Annotated in this window: 14 protein-coding genes; 3 read left to right on the forward strand and 11 right to left on the reverse strand. The window is 65.4% G+C overall.

Going from position 1 to position 15,950, the window contains the following annotated elements; all coding sequences use genetic code 11:
- Positions 1–100 precede the first annotated feature (100 nt).
- Positions 101–616, reverse strand: coding sequence for a VOC family protein (locus GB927_RS01505; RefSeq protein WP_256114753.1), 516 nt, complete (start codon positions 614–616; stop codon positions 101–103).
- A gap of 764 nt (positions 617–1,380) precedes the next feature.
- Between GB927_RS01505 and GB927_RS01510 the strand changes: the two genes are divergently transcribed.
- Positions 1,381–1,950, forward strand: coding sequence for an NAD(P)H-dependent oxidoreductase (locus GB927_RS01510; protein ID WP_256114754.1), 570 nt, complete (start codon positions 1,381–1,383; stop codon positions 1,948–1,950).
- A gap of 11 nt (positions 1,951–1,961) precedes the next feature.
- Here GB927_RS01510 and GB927_RS01515 read toward each other — a convergent pair whose 3' ends face one another.
- Genes GB927_RS01515 through GB927_RS01545 form a run of 7 tightly spaced genes read right to left on the reverse strand, consistent with a single transcriptional unit; the run spans position 1,962 to position 10,521 of the window.
- Complete coding sequence (locus GB927_RS01515; RefSeq protein WP_256114755.1) at positions 1,962–3,398, reverse strand: NAD-dependent succinate-semialdehyde dehydrogenase; 1,437 nt, start codon at positions 3,396–3,398, stop codon at positions 1,962–1,964.
- Positions 3,399–3,417: 19 nt separating this feature from the next.
- The gene (locus GB927_RS01520; protein ID WP_256114757.1) at positions 3,418–5,370 is read right to left on the reverse strand and encodes an FAD-dependent oxidoreductase; all 1,953 of its coding nucleotides are present in this window, start codon (positions 5,368–5,370) and stop codon (positions 3,418–3,420) included.
- Positions 5,371–5,384: 14 nt separating this feature from the next.
- Positions 5,385–6,644, reverse strand: a complete 1,260-nt coding sequence (locus GB927_RS01525; RefSeq protein ID WP_256114758.1) for a CaiB/BaiF CoA transferase family protein — start codon at positions 6,642–6,644, stop codon at positions 5,385–5,387.
- Positions 6,644–7,675, reverse strand: coding sequence for an ABC transporter ATP-binding protein (locus GB927_RS01530; RefSeq protein ID WP_256114759.1), 1,032 nt, complete (start codon positions 7,673–7,675; stop codon positions 6,644–6,646). Before GB927_RS01530 ends, GB927_RS01525 begins: the two co-directional genes overlap by 1 nt.
- A complete protein-coding gene (locus GB927_RS01535) occupies positions 7,672–8,658 on the reverse strand; it encodes an ABC transporter ATP-binding protein (RefSeq protein WP_256114760.1) in 987 nt (328 codons plus the stop codon). The genes GB927_RS01530 and GB927_RS01535 overlap by 4 nt, the downstream gene beginning before the upstream one ends.
- 8 nt (positions 8,659–8,666) lie before the next feature.
- Positions 8,667–9,503: an ABC transporter permease gene (locus tag GB927_RS01540; protein WP_256114761.1), complete on the reverse strand. Its 837-nt coding sequence runs from the start codon at positions 9,501–9,503 to the stop codon at positions 8,667–8,669.
- A gap of 4 nt (positions 9,504–9,507) precedes the next feature.
- A complete protein-coding gene (locus GB927_RS01545) occupies positions 9,508–10,521 on the reverse strand; it encodes an ABC transporter permease (protein WP_256114762.1) in 1,014 nt (337 codons plus the stop codon).
- A 184-nt stretch (positions 10,522–10,705) separates the two neighbouring features.
- On the opposite strand from GB927_RS01545, the gene GB927_RS01550 reads away from it, so the two are divergent.
- On the forward strand, positions 10,706–11,563 hold the full coding sequence (locus GB927_RS01550; protein WP_256114763.1) for an IclR family transcriptional regulator: 858 nt from the start codon (positions 10,706–10,708) through the stop codon (positions 11,561–11,563).
- Between the two features lie 23 nt (positions 11,564–11,586).
- Positions 11,587–12,873 carry an acetoin dehydrogenase dihydrolipoyllysine-residue acetyltransferase subunit gene (locus GB927_RS01555; RefSeq protein WP_256114764.1) on the forward strand — a complete coding sequence of 429 codons (1,287 nt, stop codon included), beginning with the start codon at positions 11,587–11,589 and terminating at the stop codon, positions 12,871–12,873.
- Between the two features lie 3 nt (positions 12,874–12,876).
- Here the strand turns inward: GB927_RS01555 and GB927_RS01560 are convergent, their stop codons facing one another.
- The 3 genes from GB927_RS01560 to GB927_RS01570 are packed head-to-tail and all read right to left on the reverse strand — an operon-like array spanning position 12,877 to position 15,939.
- Positions 12,877–13,521, reverse strand: a complete 645-nt coding sequence (locus GB927_RS01560) for a class II aldolase/adducin family protein (protein ID WP_256114765.1) — start codon at positions 13,519–13,521, stop codon at positions 12,877–12,879.
- Between the two features lie 12 nt (positions 13,522–13,533).
- Positions 13,534–14,790, reverse strand: coding sequence for a four-carbon acid sugar kinase family protein (locus GB927_RS01565; protein ID WP_256114766.1), 1,257 nt, complete (start codon positions 14,788–14,790; stop codon positions 13,534–13,536).
- Between the two features lie 3 nt (positions 14,791–14,793).
- Positions 14,794–15,939, reverse strand: coding sequence for an acyl-CoA dehydrogenase family protein (locus GB927_RS01570; RefSeq protein ID WP_256114768.1), 1,146 nt, complete (start codon positions 15,937–15,939; stop codon positions 14,794–14,796).
- Positions 15,940–15,950 lie beyond the last annotated feature (11 nt).

A 15,950-nucleotide genomic window follows, 5' to 3' on the forward strand; every position in this document is an offset into this window, starting at 1 on the left:
ACAATTGCAGGGCCGCACCCGGTTTTCCGGACGCGGTGGTTCAGTCCCGCGAGCCGGATCGGCTGGCGGATTACGCATCCCTCAAAGGGATGGAATGGGTTTAGGCGTTGCACACCGGCGACCAGAGCTTCGGCCCGCCATCGGCCTCGTAGCCGAGCGGCCCGGTCATGCTGACGATTTCGAGGAACTGGCCCCAGGGCGCGCGAAGATAGAGCCAGGTCAGCCCCTTCATCGCGCCGGCATCGACATAGGTCGGACCTTCGAGCACATCGACGCCCTTTTCCCGTAGCCGTTCGGCCGCGGCAACCGCGTCATCGACCTGGAAGGCGACATGGAACCCCCCCGGTTGGCTGTTACGCTTCAATGCCTCTTCAGTGGTCTCCCCGGAATACTGGAACAACTCAAGATTGCTACCTTTGCCACAGCGCAGCACCTTGATGTTCTCGATGCGGCAATGCTCCGGCACGCCGAGCCGGCGGCGCATGAATTCGCCGTCCACATCGACTTTGCCCGTCGTCATGACCGTGACTGCGCCAAAAACCGTCTCGAAGAACGAAACCGCCTCCTCCAGGTCCGGCACCGTGAAGCCGACATGCTCAACGCCGAAAACTTTCAAATTCCCCTCCTCCGCGATCACACCCTTGAACCGCGAGCCCTCCGCTCCACGGGCGACCAGGTCGCCATCAAGTATGTATCTAGTTAGTTATTTATTTAATGCACTATCCGGTTACCATGTCAACAGGGTGATCGCACACGCCTTCGCATGCGTGGATAATGCGATGCTCTGCGCATGGCGCGAGCGTTCGCTTAAGGGGTATTCGCGGGAATTTTCGTCCGTTATGCGGAGCGTCAGAGGAAGTTAGTGGATGAAATCTGTAGGGCCGGCATCAGGCGGCGTCGCGCGCTGCACCTTCGGCCCGAATTTGAAACAGAACGCGTGCTGAGCAGGCTGTCAGAAGATGCGTGACAGGAGTTTCAGCCAGAAACCGAGACGGTCAGACGGTCCGTCAAACTCACTCCGCTCGCAGAATTGAGCGGGGCAGACCCAGGCTAGCGCAATCATCTGTCGAGACATCGTGGTTCTCTCCGGTTTTGAGCCAAGCACCAAACATCCGCCTGCAAACGCGCAACGACAATTTCGCAACCTGCGAAAAACTGAAGCGCTCTGACGCAATATCAGGCCGGAATCCCGGTGATCCGAACCGGAGTGCCGGGCTGCATCTAACCACGAGCGCCGGTGATGTACGAAGCGATCTTTCGCGAGAATCCGCTGTGCTACGCTTAATCCATAAAACAGATAATAGGGAATATTTATTATCGATTGGAGTAATTACTAATCCAGCGCCATCTTCACGGCAACCCTAACCCAAGGAGGTTGCCGTGAAGACTTTGATCCTGATGTTCCATCCCGATATCGCCCGGTCCAAGACCAACGCCGCGCTTGCCGCGGCGGCTCGCACGGTTCCCGGTGTCGAGGTCGTCGATATGCAGACGCTCTATCCGGAAGGGCGGCTCGACCTGTTCAGCGACGGCGCGGTCGAAGCCGAGCGGCTGCTTTCGGCGGACCGCATCGTGCTACAGTTCCCGGTGCAATGGTATGCGAGCCCGCCCCTGCTGAAGGCGTGGATCGATGCGGTCATGACGCGGATGTACTATGTGGCCTATGAGGCCGGGGGCAGCCGGCTGGAAGGCACGCCGATCATGATCGCCGCCACCGCCGGCAATGTGCCGGAGGCTTACGGCCCCGACGGGCAGAACCTGCTGCCGCTTGCCGATTTGCTCAACCCGCTGCGCGCCATGGCCTATCGCTGCCGCCTGCCCTGGGCAGAACCGTTCCTGGTCTACCGCGCCGGCAAGCTCGACGAGACGGAACTCGCCGAGGCTGCACGGAACTATGTGGAGACGCTGCGCAACTGGATCGAAGCGTCTCCCGGCACGATTGCCGCCTGAGCGGCGGAGGATCAGCCCTTTCGCGTGACCAGACGCGTATCGAGATAGGCCTGAAGCGCCTCGGCGCCACCTTCGGTGCCGTGGCCGGAATCCTTGATGCCGCCGAAATGCACCTCGGGCAGTGCCAGGCCGAGATGGTTGATCGAGAGCATGCCCGCTTCCACCTCGTTGCCGAGGCGGGTTGCCGTGGCGCTGCTTCGCGTGAAGGCGAAGGCCGCGAGGCCATAGGGCAGACGATTGGCTTCGGTGATCGCCTCGTCGAGGTTGCCGAACCGGTTGACGACGGCGACGGGGCCGAAGGGTTCCTCGTTCATGATGCGGGCGGCCACCGGCACGTCGGCTAGCACGGTCGGCTCGAAGAACCAACCCTCGTTGCCGATACGGCGGCCGCCGGTTTTCAGGCTCGCGCCGTGCTCGACGGCATCGTTGATCAGGCTTTCCAGCGCCGGGATACGGCGGTCGTTCGCCAACGGACCCATCTCGACATCGGCATCGAGGCCGTTGCCGACGCGGATGGCCTTTGCACCGGCCGCGAAACGCTCGGTGAAAGCATCGGCGATCTTCTCCTGCACGAGGAACCGCGTCGGCGAGACGCAGACCTGGCCGGCATTGCGGAACTTGTTGGCGACCATCAGGTTCACGGCGAGGTCGAGGTCGGCATCCTCGGCAACGATGACCGGCGCATGGCCGCCGAGCTCCATGGTGGCGCGCTTCATATGCGCCCCGGCGAGAGCCGCAAGCTGCTTGCCGACCGGCGTGGAGCCGGTGAAGGAAATCTTGCGAATGACGGGATGCGGGATGAGATATTCCGAGATCTCGGCCGGAACGCCATAGACGAGATTGATGACGCCGGCCGGAATGCCCGCGTCCGCGAAGGCGCGGATGAGGGCTGCGGGCGATGCCGGCGTTTCTTCCGGCGCCTTGACGATGATCGTGCAGCCTGCGGCAATCGCGGCCGAGAGTTTTCGCACGACCTGGTTGATCGGGAAATTCCACGGCGTGAAGGCGGCGACCGGACCGACAGGCTTCTTCAGGGTGATCTGGAGGATATCCGGTGCGCGGGATGGAATGACCTGCCCGTAGGAGCGCTGTCCCTCGCCGGCGAACCAATCGATGATGTCGGCGCCGGCAAGCGTTTCCACCCGCGACTGCGAGACCGGCTTTCCCTGCTCCAGCGTCATCATGACGGCGATCTCGTCGGCCCGTTCGCGCAGGAGATCGGCGGCACGGCGCATCAGCCTGGCGCGGTCGTAAGCCGATGTTGCGCTCCATTGCGCAAAGGCCCGGTCAGCCGCCGCCAGCGCCTCGTCCAGATCCTTGCGATCCGCCCAGGCGACGCTGCCGATCGGCTGCGCCGTCGCAGGATTGACGACGGGAATGGTGCGGCCGGTGGATGCCGGGCGCCAGACGCCATCGATGAAAAGCAATGTATCGGGATAGGTGGTCATCATAAAATCCTTGTTCGTATCATGTCTTATCGGCACTTGCCCGGCCGGCCTGGAACATCGGCCCGCCGCGCCTTCGCGGAAAGCCATAGCCGTGCACTTCGACAAGGTCGATATCGGCAGCGCTTGCCGCAATACCTTCGTCGAGAATTAATTGGCCTTCCTGCGCCATCGCCGCCATCAGCCTTGCAACGATCGCCTCCTCCGCCACGTCGTTTCGCGCGCTGACAAGCGGGACGATGATACGTTCTGCCGCGGCCGACGGCTGCGGCCGGCGGTCGCCGGCGGCATAGTCGTACCAGCCGCCGCCCGTCTTCTGCCCCTTGCGCCCGGCGCGCACCAAAAGGTCGCCGGGAATCTCCGGCACGTCCTCCCCGCGCGACCGCGCCGCCTCGCGATAGAGGAATGCGATGTCGAGGCCGGCCATATCCTGCATTTCGAACGGTCCCATCGCGAAGCCGAAGCCGCGCATCGCCGCATCGACGGCGGCAATGGCGACGCCGCCGCAAACGAGCGCCTCCGCTTCCGCCCGGAAGCGGCGCAGAATGCGGTTGCCGATGAACCCGTCGCAGATCCCGGAGCGCACGGGGATCTTGCCGAGGCGACGAGCGAGATCGAAGCCGGTTGCCAGAACATCAGGAGCCGTTTCGGGCGTCGGGATGATCTCCAGCAGTTTCATGACCTGCGCCGGACTGAAGAAATGAAGGCCCAGAAAACGCTCCGGCCCCGGCAGTCCCTCCGCGATCAGGCGTGGATCGATATAGGACGTGTTGGTCGCAAGCACCGCATCCGGCCGGCAGACGCGCCCAAGCTCGGCAAACACCGACCGTTTTACGGCGAGATCCTCGAAGACGGCTTCGATCACCAGGTCGCATCGTGCGGCGGCACCATAGCCGATGCTCGTTTCGAGGCGAGCCATCCGCTCGGATGCCTGGTCGTCCGTTATCTGCCCCCGGCGCCGGGATGAATCGAAAATGCCCGCAAGCGTCGAACGCGCGCGCGAAACGCCCGCCTCGTCCTGCTCGATCAGCACGACGGAAAGACCGGCATTGAGAAGGGCGGCAGCGATCCCGCTCCCCATCGTCCCGCCGCCGACGACAGCCACCGTTTCGATGGGGCGTGGGTTTATGCCCCGGATCTCCGCTGGCCGAAGCGCGGCGCGTTCGGCGAAGAACAGGTGGCGCAGGGCGGCCGCCTCTTCCGTGGCACGAAGCTCCAGGAAGATGGAGCGTTCGAGCGCGAGGCCGGCCTCGGCCCCGTGTTCGATCCCGTGTCGTAGGGCCTGCAACGCGCGCGCGGGCGCCGCGGCGCCCTTTGCGCGGGCGGCAATCCTGTCCTCCGCCTCCGCCCACACGTCCGGCGAAGGCACGGAAACCGGGCGATCGAGACTCGGCGACGGCAGCGCGTGTTCAAGGGCGTTGCGCGCAAAGGCGATGGCTGCCGGAAGCAGTGGTTCTTCGACAAGGGCATCGACCAGCCCCAGTTTCAGCGCCTCCGCGCCACCCGGCGTTTGGTTTTCCGCGACGATGTGGATCGCGTCGGCGACGCCGATGACCCGCGGCAGGCGCTGCGTGCCGCCGGCGCCCGGGATGATGCCGAGGTTGATTTCCGGCAAGGCGAAACGGGCACTTTCCGTCGCAACCCGGAAACGGCATCCGAGCGCAAGTTCGAGACCGCCGCCGAACGCGGCACCACGGATCGCGGCGATCCAAGGCTTCACGGCCCTCTCGATGCGCGCAATGACATCGGGAAGGAATGGCGGCTCGGCGGGCCGGTCGAATTCGGCGATATCGGCGCCCGCAACGAAGAGCGTGCCGGCCCCCGTCAGGATGACGGCGCGGACGTCCGGATTGTCGTCAAGCTCCTGCGCCAGTGCCAGCAGCCGCTCCCGCACGGCCCTGTTCACGGCGTTGACCGGCGGATTGCCGATCGTGACGATCGCGATCTCGCCTTCGATTTCGACGTTGACGCTCATCATCGTTCCCCGGCCTATGCGACCGCATCCTGAACGGATTGCGATGGGGCTGCGGTTTTCACATCGTGGCAGGCGACGACGCCGTCAAGGATCAGGCTTTCGATCCGCGCCTCCTCGAAGCCCAGAACGTCGCGCAGCACGCCGCGCGTGTCCTCGCCGAGAAGCGGCGGCGCCTTGGCACCGGCATTTTCCTGCGCGGCGAGGCCATGGGCGGGCCGGATCAGCGAGACCGTGCCAAGCTCCGGGTGTTCCAGGCGCTGCACGACCCCTCTGTCCGTCACGCTCGGGCTCTGGAGCGCCTCGGAAACGGACTTGACCTGGCCCGCCGGCACGCTCGCCCGCTGGCAGGCGGAAAGCCAATGCTCGCAGCTTTCATTGCCGATGATCTCGGCCAGCAGGGGCAGCAGTTCGCCCCTGTGCATGGCACGCTGGTGCGAGGTGACGAAGCGGGGATCGCGCGCGAGATCCGGCCGGTCGATGACCTGCTCGCAGAAATCGACGAACATGCGGTCATTGCCGACAGCGAGCGCAAAGGTGCCGTCATTCGCCTCGAAGATCTGGTAGGGCACGACCGTCGGGTGCGCATTGCCGTAGCGCACCGGCTCGACGCCGGCATTGAGATATCCCGTCCCCACATTGATCAGGAGGTTCAGTGTGGCATCGAGCAGCGCCACGTCGATATATTGCCCCTGCCCGGTATCCCGGCGCTGGTAGAGTGCTGCGAGAATGGACTGCGTGGCGATCATGCCGGCCACCACGTCGGTGAAGGCGACACCGAGCCGGTTCGGCGGGCCATCCTCCTGGCCGGTGATGGACATGAGGCCGCTTTCCGCCTGCATGATGAAGTCGTAACCGGGCCGGTCGCGCTCCGGGCCGGTCTGGCCGTAACCGGAAATCGCGCAATAGACGATGCCCGGATTGATCGCCTTGATGTCCTCGTAGCCGATGCCGAGCCGCTCGACCGTGCCAGCGCGAAAATTCTCCACGACGACGTCGGCCTTGGCGGCGAGGTCGAGCACGATCTGCCGGCCTTCCGGCGTCTTGAGATCGAGCGCGATGCTCTGCTTGCCGCGGTTGGCGCAGAGGTAATAGGTGCTGACCCCCTTGAAATTCGGGAATGACCAGGCGCGCGTATCGTCCCCGCCCTTGATGTTCTCGATCTTCCAGACCTCGGCGCCGAGGTCGCCGAGGCTCATGGTGGCCCATGGCCCGGCGAGGACGCGCGTCAGGTCGAGGACACGAATGCCCTCAAGCGGCAATCTCATTTCCGTCATTACGCTCCTCCAGGCCCGCTTTTCTCGCGGGCCGACAAACCTGTCTCCATGGCATTCGGAAAATGGCAGGCAACCGAATGGCCTTCCTCTCGTTCGCTCAGCGGCGGCTCCACCTCGGCGCAAAGCGGTTGGGCAATGGGGCATCGCGTCCGGAAGCGGCAGCCGGACGGCGGGTTCAGCGGGCTCGGCAGGTCGCCCTTCAGCACGATGCGCGAGCGGGTGCGCTCCAGCGCCGGGTTCGCCAGCGGCACGGCGGACATCAGGGCCTGGGTGTAGGGATGCATCGGCGCCCGGTAGAGCCGGCGCTTTTCGGCGATCTCGACGATCTTGCCGAGATACATGACGGCCACGCGGTCGGAAATGTGCTGCACGACGGACAGGTCATGCGCGATGAAGACATAGGCTGTGCCGAAATCCCGCTGAATGTCTTTCAGGAGATTGAGAACGCCCGCCTGCACGGAGACATCGAGCGCCGAGACCGGCTCGTCGAGCACCAGCAGTTCCGGCTTCAGCGCCAAGGCGCGGGCAATCACCACGCGTTGCCGCTGGCCGCCGGAGAGTTCGTGCGGATAACGCTGGCCGTGCTCAGGATTGAGCCGGACGAGATCGAGCATCTCGACGACCCGCGCCTTGCGTTCTGCGGATGAAAGGTCGCTGATGCGCAAGGGTTCGGCGATGTTTTCGGCGACCCGCATGCGCGGATGCAGCGACGCATAGGGGTCCTGGAAGACAAGCTGGATCTTGCGGCGCAGCGCGCGCATTTCGGCCGGGTTCGCCTCGTTGATGTTCTGCCCGCGAAACAGGGTCTGCCCGCTGGAGGGCTCGATCAGCCGCAGGATGCAGCGGCCCAATGTGGACTTGCCGCAACCGGATTCGCCGACGAGGCCCAGCGTTTCGCCGGGTTTGACGTCGAAGGAGACGTTGGTGACGGCGTTGACCTGGGCGATCTCCCGCTCGAAAATCACGCCGCCGGTGACGGCAAATCGCTTCGAGAGATCGCGCACGGAGAGAATGGGTTCCGGTCCGGTCATGCGGCGCTCCCAATCGGCAGGGTGGCAAAATGGCAGGCTGCCGTATGCGCGCCATCGGTGCGCACCGGCGGCGCCGTATGCCGGCAAATCTCCTGCGCCTGCGGACAGCGCGGATGGAAGGCGCATCCGCCCGGAAGCTTTCCGAGCGGCGGCGGCGCGCCGTCGATCGAGAAGAGACGCTCCTTCTCTTCCGCCATGTTGGGGATCGAGGCGATGAGGCCGCGCGTATAGGGATGGGCGGGCCGCTCGAAGAGGTCGTCCACGCCGGCCTGTTCCACGATCTCGCCGGAATAGACGACCGCGACCCGGTCGGCGTGACCCGCAAGGACGCCGAGATCATGGGTGATGAGGATCAGCCCGAGGTTCAGCCGCTTCCGGAGATCCGTCAGCACATCCATGATCTGCGCCTGGACGGTGACGTCGAGCGCCGTCGTCGGCTCATCGGCGATCAGGAGGTCCGGATCGTTGGCCACAGCCATCGCGATCATCACGCGCTGGCGCATGCCGCCGGAAAATTCGTGCGGGAACTGGTGGATGCGCCGGTCCGGCTGGGGGATGGCAACGAGAGAGAGCAGTTCGGCGGCGCGGTCCATCGCCGCCTTCTTCGACACGCCGGCATTGTGCAGCCGGATCGTCTCGGCGATCTGCGCGCCGACCGTCATCACCGGATTGAGCGACGACAGCGGATCCTGGAAGATCATCGCGATGCGCGACCCGCGGAGCGTGCGCAACTGGCTCCTCGGCATGCCGACGAGTTCACGCCCCTTGAACCGCGCCGATCCGGTGACCGTGGCGGTCTTCGGCTGGAGGCCGAGGGCCGACAGCATGCCGACCGACTTGCCGGAGCCGGATTCGCCGACGATGCCGAGCACTTCGCCATGATCGACATGCAGACTGATACCGCGCACGGCCTCGAAGGACCGGCCGTCGCGGGTGAAGGAGACACGAAGATCCTGAACGGAAAAGAGGGGTTCCTGCTGCATCCTGCGCCTCACTTCGACTTCGGATCGAAGTAGTCGTGCAGACCGTCTCCGATGAAATTGAAGCCGAGCACGATGGTGAGGATGGCAAGGCCCGGGCCGAGTGCCACCCACCAGGAATAGAACTGCGCTGCGCCATCCGAGATCATCGAACCCCATTCCGGCGTCGGCGGCGTGGCGCCGAGACCGATGAAGCTGAGCGACGCGGCGAGCAGGATGACCTGCCCCAGATCCATCGTCGCGCTGATCAGGACCGGCGTCCAACAGAGCGGCAGGATATGCTTGAAGAGGATGCGCGTCTTTCCGGCCCCGGCGGCAATAGCCGCCTCGACATGTTCCCGCTCGCGGATTTCGAGAACCTGCGCGCGCATCAGCCGGGCATAGACGGGCCACCAGACGATCACCATGGCGACCGTCGCATTTTCCAGCCCCGGCCCCAGCGAGGCGGCAACCGCCATGGCAAGCAGCATGGGCGGAAACGACAGGGTGACGTCGACGAGCCGCATGATCGACGCGCCGAGCAGGCCGCCGGCATAGCCGGAAATCGCGCCCAGCATGGCGCCAATCGCCACGGACAGGGCGACGACGACGATGGCGATCGGGATCGAATGCTGCGCTCCGTAAAGGGTTCGGCTCAGGACATCCCGGCCGAGCGCATCGGTGCCGAGCCAATGGCTCCAGCTTGGCGCCTGCAGCCGGCGGCCGACCATGTCGAGCGGCGCATAGGGGCTCATCAGCGGTGCCAGCACCGTGACGGCCAGCCAGAAGACCACGATGGCGATGCCGATGGCGAGCGGGACGGATAGCCATGCCGGGCGACGGAAAGTGCTGAGGGTTGCTGTGTTCATAGTCTCATCCCAGACGCACGCGCGGATTGGCGATGACATAGGCAATGTCGGTGAGAAGGTTCGTCAGGAGGAAAACCACGCCGCCGACGATCGTGACGCCGATGATGGCGGGAAAATCGAGGCCGCGCGCCGCTTCCACCGCATAGGAGCCCATGCCCGGCCAGGAGAAGATCGTTTCCGTCAGCACGGCGCCGGTCAGCAGATAGGCGAAGGAATAGCCGATGACGGTGAGCGTCGGGACGAGCGTGTTGCGCAGCGCATGGCGGACCACGACGCGGAACTCGCCCGCGCCCTTGGCGCGCGCCGTGAGGATGAACTCCCGGTCGAGCACCTCCAGCATGTTGGCGCGCACCAGCCGGGAAATGGTGCCGGCAACGGCCCAGCCGAGCACGAAGGCGGGCAGGATCAGGTGCCACAGCGCATCGAGAAAGAGTCTTATGTTTCCGGCCAGCAGCGAATCGATCGTCATGAAACCCGTGACGGATGTCGGCGGCGCGGCGCGCGGATCGAGCCGGCCGGGACCGGGCAGCACGCCCCATTTGACCGAGAACACATAGAGAAGCGCCAGCCCCAGCCAGAAGACCGGTATCGACGAGCCGAACAGCGCGAAGAAACGCGCGGCATGATCGATCACCGTATTGCGGAAATAAGCGGCCAGAACGCCCAGCGTAATGCCGATCGTCGAGCCGATGACCATCGCGGCAAGCACCAGTTCCATCGTCGCGGGCAGGCGGAAGAAGACGTCCTGCGCCACGGGCCGGCGGGTGATGAAGGACGTGCCCATGTCGCCGGTCAGGAGGTTGCCGACATAGATCACGTAGCGCTCCGGCAGGCTGCGATCGAGCCCCCAGCGCGCCTTCGCCGCCGCCACCGCGACCGGGTCGTTCATCTGGCGGTCCGAGACGATCGCGGTCAGCGGGTCGCCCTTCGTCACCGTGGTGAGCAGGAAGGCGAGCGTCACGATGCCGAGAACCAGGAAGGGCATCGCGATCAGGCGCCGCAGTATGTATCGTGTCACAAATCGCGTCCTTTAACCCGTTTGCCATCCCCTGCCGACCGGCGGGTGGGAAGATCGATACAGGCATTATTGACAACAGGCGAAGCGGACGTCAACATAAATGAAATTATATTCCAATTACGAGAGATCGACAGATCCGTCGAATTCGGTATGGCTCCAGCAGCGCTGAAACGAAAGGCACACCATGCGTAAACGGACCAAACCGACGGACGGAAGCGACGGCGCCGAAGGCGGCAACTCGGCCGCATCCCTGACACGGGGACTGGAAATCCTGCGCGCCTTCACCGCCGACGATGCCACGCTGGGCAACCAGGACCTCATCGAGCGGACGGGCCTGCCGAAGGCAACCGTCTCGCGCCTCACCTCGACGCTGGTCGGCCTCGGCTATCTCCACTACGACGCCACGCTCGGCCGCTACAGCATCGGGCCGGCAACGGTGTCGCTCGGCTATTCGGCGCTGAGTTCCAGCGCCGTCATCCACATGGTCCGGCCCCTGATGCAGGAACTGGCGGACCAGACCGGCGCCGCCGTGGCGCTCGGCACGCGCGACGGGCTGGAAATGGTCTATCTCGCCAATTGCCGCTCGATGAGCCCGGTTTCGCTGCGGCTCAATGTCGGCTCGCGCCTGCCGATCTATCGCACCGCCATGGGCCTCGCCTATCTCGCGGAAATGAAGCCGGAGATCCGCCAGTCCGTGGTCGAGCAACTCATCGCGGCGGAGCCGGAAAAAGCACAGGACCTCGAACGCATGGTCGAAAACGCCATCGAGGATCACCGGCGGGACGGCTTCATAAGCGCCTTCGGCAGCTGGCACAGCTATATCAACGCCGTCGGCGTGGCCTTCCGGCCGACGGACGGCTCGCCGCTCGTGGCGCTCACCTGCGGCGGAATCGTCGACATCCTCTCGCGCAATCATTGCCGCGAAATCGTCGGGCCGGACCTTCTCAAGCTGACGCGCCGTCTTCGTGCGCGGCTTGCCGGAGAACCGGACCCGTTCCCCACGTCGCAACGCCCGCCAACCTGGAAAACCTCGGCCGAATAGGCTCAAGCCTGCAAGGATCCCTCATGCCCATCCATGTCGTCTATCCGAAGGTCAGCCTCGAACTGTCGAGCGGCCGCATCGCCCGCTGGCTGGTGGCCGAGGGCGAAACCGTTCGACAGGGGCAAGTCCTTTTCGAGATCGACAACGACAAGGCGGCCGTCGAGGTCGAGGCCCCGGCAAGCGGCGTCATCCGCGAGCTCCTCGACAGCGAGGTGGAGGTCGAAGTCGGCGGGGATGTGGCGCGCATCTACGCGGAGGGCGAAGTTTTTGGTGCAGCGAAGGCCTCCGATGCTAGCGAAGTCGCGGCCGACGAGACCAAGGCGGCCATTCTGCTGCCGGACATGAAACGCAACGCGCGCGGCCCCAACCCCACCCCCCTCGCCCGCCGCATTGCCAGGGAGCATGGTATTTCGCTGGAAGGCGTTCACGGCACCGGACCGGGTGGGCGCATACAGAAGACGGATGTCGTTGCGAAGATCGGCGACGCTGTGGAGACACGCCGGCCCGCGGTGGCCGAGAGTGGCACCATTCCTCAGCGCAAGAGCGAGCATTCAAGCCTCAACGCCGTCTGGCTGCGCAAGGGCGAAGGCCTTCCCATCGTCCTGCTGCACGGGTTCAGCGCGGACCTCAACAACTGGCGCGGCATGCTGGGTGGCGCACGCGCGGACTGGCCCGCCCTGGCGATCGACCTTCCGGCGCATGGCCGCTCGCCGCGTGCCGTTCCCGACGATCTCGACCACATGGCCGAAAGCGTCGAAGCGACCCTTGCCGCCGAGGAGGTCGGCCCGCTCGTGCTCGCCGGCCATTCCTTCGGCGGCGCGCTTGCGGCGCGGCTGGCAAGCCGTGGGCAGTTGGATGTCCGTGGCCTCTGTCTCGTATCCCCGGCCGGTCTTGGCCCGGAAATCAACGCAGCCTTTGTCGAGGGCGTCCTGCGCGCGCGGCAGAAGGAGAGCCTGAAGCCGTGGCTTGAACTGCTTTCCAACGACCCCGCCGTCATCTCGCCGGCCTTCCTTCAGGCCACCGTGCAGCAACGGGAGGATGAGGGCCTGACGGAAGCGATGCGCGCCTTTGCCGCGCGGTTCTTTCCGGATGGAACCCAGGCGGTCTCGATCCGCAACGAGCTCGCCCGCCTGCCCTATCCGGTGCGGGTCGTCGCCGGGAGGCAGGATCGCATCCTGCCCTTCGGCGCCACGGCCGGCCTGCCGGGCAATGTCGGGCTGCATGCGCTCGACAATTGCGGGCACATGCCGCATCTCGAATATCCGGAACTGGTGATGAAAATCCTCGGCGAGATCAGACGAAGCGCCTGACGGTCAGCGCTTCGCCTGCTGGCCGTAGGTGCCGTAGCGGTCGCGCACGTCTTCCAGCTCCGCCGGCGTCAGCAGCACCGGCTCGCCGATCGAACGGGCAAGCAGGTACTGGCGCGCCAGCATTTCCAGTTTTTCCGCCCGCGCCAGCGCCGTGGTGACGTCAGGTCCGATGGTGACGGCGCCATGGTTGGCCATCAGGCAGGCGGAATAGGTCGTGCCCATCGCGGCGATCACGGTTTCCGCCAGCGGCGGACTGCCGAAGCAGGCATAGTCCGCGCACGGTATTTCGCTGCCGCCGAATCCGGCGACCATGTAGTGGAACAGCGGAATGGGCTGGCGCAGGGCGGCGAGCGCCACGCAATGATCGGGATGGGCGTGAACGACGGCGCCCGCATTCGTCGTCTCGTACAGCCGGCCATGGATCGCCCATTCCGAGGACGGCCGCCAGTCGCCGGCCCACGTCCCGCCGAACTCCATCGAAACGATCTGCTCGGGCCTGAGGTCCTCGGGCACGATGCCCGTCGGCGTGATCAGCATTCCCGCCCCGTGGCGCACGCTGAAATTGCCCACGGTTCCGCTATTGAGCCCGATCGCCACCGACCGCCGGCTCGCCTCGACCAGCGCCACTCTCGCCGCAGCTTCGTCCATTATCGTCCACTCCTATCGGTTCATGTCTTCGATTGCCCGCAGCAGGATATCGTCTGCGCCGAGCTTGCCGGGTTTGAGGTAAAGCGAAAGCGGCACAGGCCCCGGTGACACGCAGAAACCGGTCCCCAGTGCGCCCTCCGGCAAGGCGCGAACGGAGGCGATGTCGAGCGCATTGACCACGGCGCCCGAGGTCTCGCCGCCCGCGACGACGAACCGGCGAACCCCGCGATCGCGCAACCCTCTGGCAATGGCGCCAAAAATCCGCTCGGCGCGACGGGCAGCCCCAACCGCGCCGAAAGCCGCCTGCACGGCGGCAACCTCGTCCGGCCCGACCGACGTCGAAATGGCCAGGGGTGCTGCGCCGATCCGACCGGAAGCCCAGTCGAGCGCCTTGGAAATCAGCCCGTCCTCCCCCGCCGGGTCGAGCAGATCCAGCGTCAGCACGGGGTAGCGTGCCGAAAAGGCCGCAAGTTGCGCCAGCATGACAGGGCCGACACTTCCGGCCAGCACCGCCGTAGGCCCCTCGACATGCCGCGGCCAGGGGACCGGAGCCAGTTGCTCGGCGCGGCCGAGGCGGATCGCATAGTCGATGATCAGGGGATCGCTGGCGACGACGACGCGGCTCATCGCCGCCGCGACCTCCGCCGCGACCTCGACGTCGCCGTCATCCGTCGTATCGAGGAAAATGTGGCCCACATCGTCGGCGGCAAAGGCTTCGATGGCAGCGACCGCGGTCTCCGTCCCGTTGCGAAGAACCCCATGGCTCAAGAGCGCGATCCGGTGGGGCGTCTGGCGTCCCAGGAAGCGCACGAGGTCGGGGTCGGACATGGGGGTCAGCGGGTCGAAACGCTTGATCGATTCGGAAACGAGGCGGCCGCGATAGAACATGTAGCCTTGGTGCACCGTCGTGCCGAAGCGCGGAAAGCCGGCGCTCATCAGCACCGGCCGCACGCCCGCGCGATCGGCAAGATAATCGGCGACGGGACCGATATTGCCGTCCTCCGTCGAATCGAACGTGGCGCAGGCCTTGTAGGCCAGGCGCTTGCAGCCTGCACGGGTGAACGCATCGGCAAACCGGCCAACTTCGCCAAGCGCATCCGAGACGGGCACGGTGCGCGCCCGGGTGCCGGCAATCACGACCGCCGAGGGCGGGATTTCGGCGTCGGGGCTGAAGAGCACGGGACAGTGAATGCCCGCCCCCTCCAGATAGCCGGCGACCATGAGGGCACCGGTAAAGTCATCCGCGACGATTCCAAGGGCTCGCTGCATGGGTCAGGCCTCGGCGTTCAGCATTTCGCGGGCGATGATGATCTGCTGGATCTGCGAGGTGCCCTCGTAGAGCCGGAACAGCCGGACATCGCGGTAGAAGTGCTCCACCGGATAGTCCTGCATGTAGCCGGCGCCGCCGTGGATCTGCACCGCGCGATCCGCGACACGCCCCACCATTTCCGAGCAGAACAGCTTTGCGCTCGCCGCCTGCTGGATGACCCGCTCGCCTCTGTCGAACTGGCGGGCCGCCTCCAGCACCATGGCGCGCCCGGCAAAGGCTTCGGTCGAACTGTCGGCGAGCATGGCCTGGATGAGCTGGTGTTCTGCGATGGGCTTGCCGAACTGCACACGCTCGCGCGCAAAGCGCACGGCCTCGTAGCACAATCGCTCCGCCGCCCCCACGCAGACCGCCGAGATATGCAGGCGCCCGCGATTGAGCACCTTCATCGCCGTCTTGAAGCCCACGCCCTCCACGCCGCCGATGACGCTGTCGGCTGCAATCCGGCAATTGTCGAAGATGACGTCGCAGGTACGGGTGCCGCGTTGCCCCATCTTCCTGTCGACCGGGCCGAGGCTGAGGCCGGGGCTGTCCTTCGGCACGAGGAAAGCTGTCACGCCCGCCGGTCCCGGCCCGCCTGTGCGCGCCATGACGGTGAAGACATCGGCCACCGGGGCGTTGGTAATGTAGCGTTTCGTGCCGTTGAGGACGTAGTGGTCGCCGTCTCGTCTCGCCGTGGTTTTCACGGAGCCGGCGTCGGATCCGACATCGGGTTCGGTGAGCGCAAAGGAGCCGATGACCTCGCCCGTCGCCATGCGCGGCAGCCAATAGCGCTTCTGCGCCTCGGTGCCATCTACGATGATGCCCTGCGAGCCGATGCCGTTATTCGTGCCGATGACGGAGCGGAAGGCAGGGGACGCGTAACCGAGTTCGAAGGCGACCAACACCTCCTCCTCCATCGTCAGGCCAAGCCCGCCATGCTCTTCCGGAATCGACATGCCGAACAGGCCGAGCGTGCGCATTTCCGCAATGATTTCCGGCGGAATGGCGTTGTCTTCCTCCACGCGCGCCTCCGCCGGCAGCAGGCGTTCGCGCACGAACCGGCGCACCACCTCAACCAGCGCGTTCAGCACTTCGGCGTCCCGGATCATCGCTTTTCTTC

The organism is Shinella lacus, assembly GCF_010994755.1.
GTDB lineage: Bacteria > Pseudomonadota > Alphaproteobacteria > Rhizobiales > Rhizobiaceae > Shinella > Shinella lacus.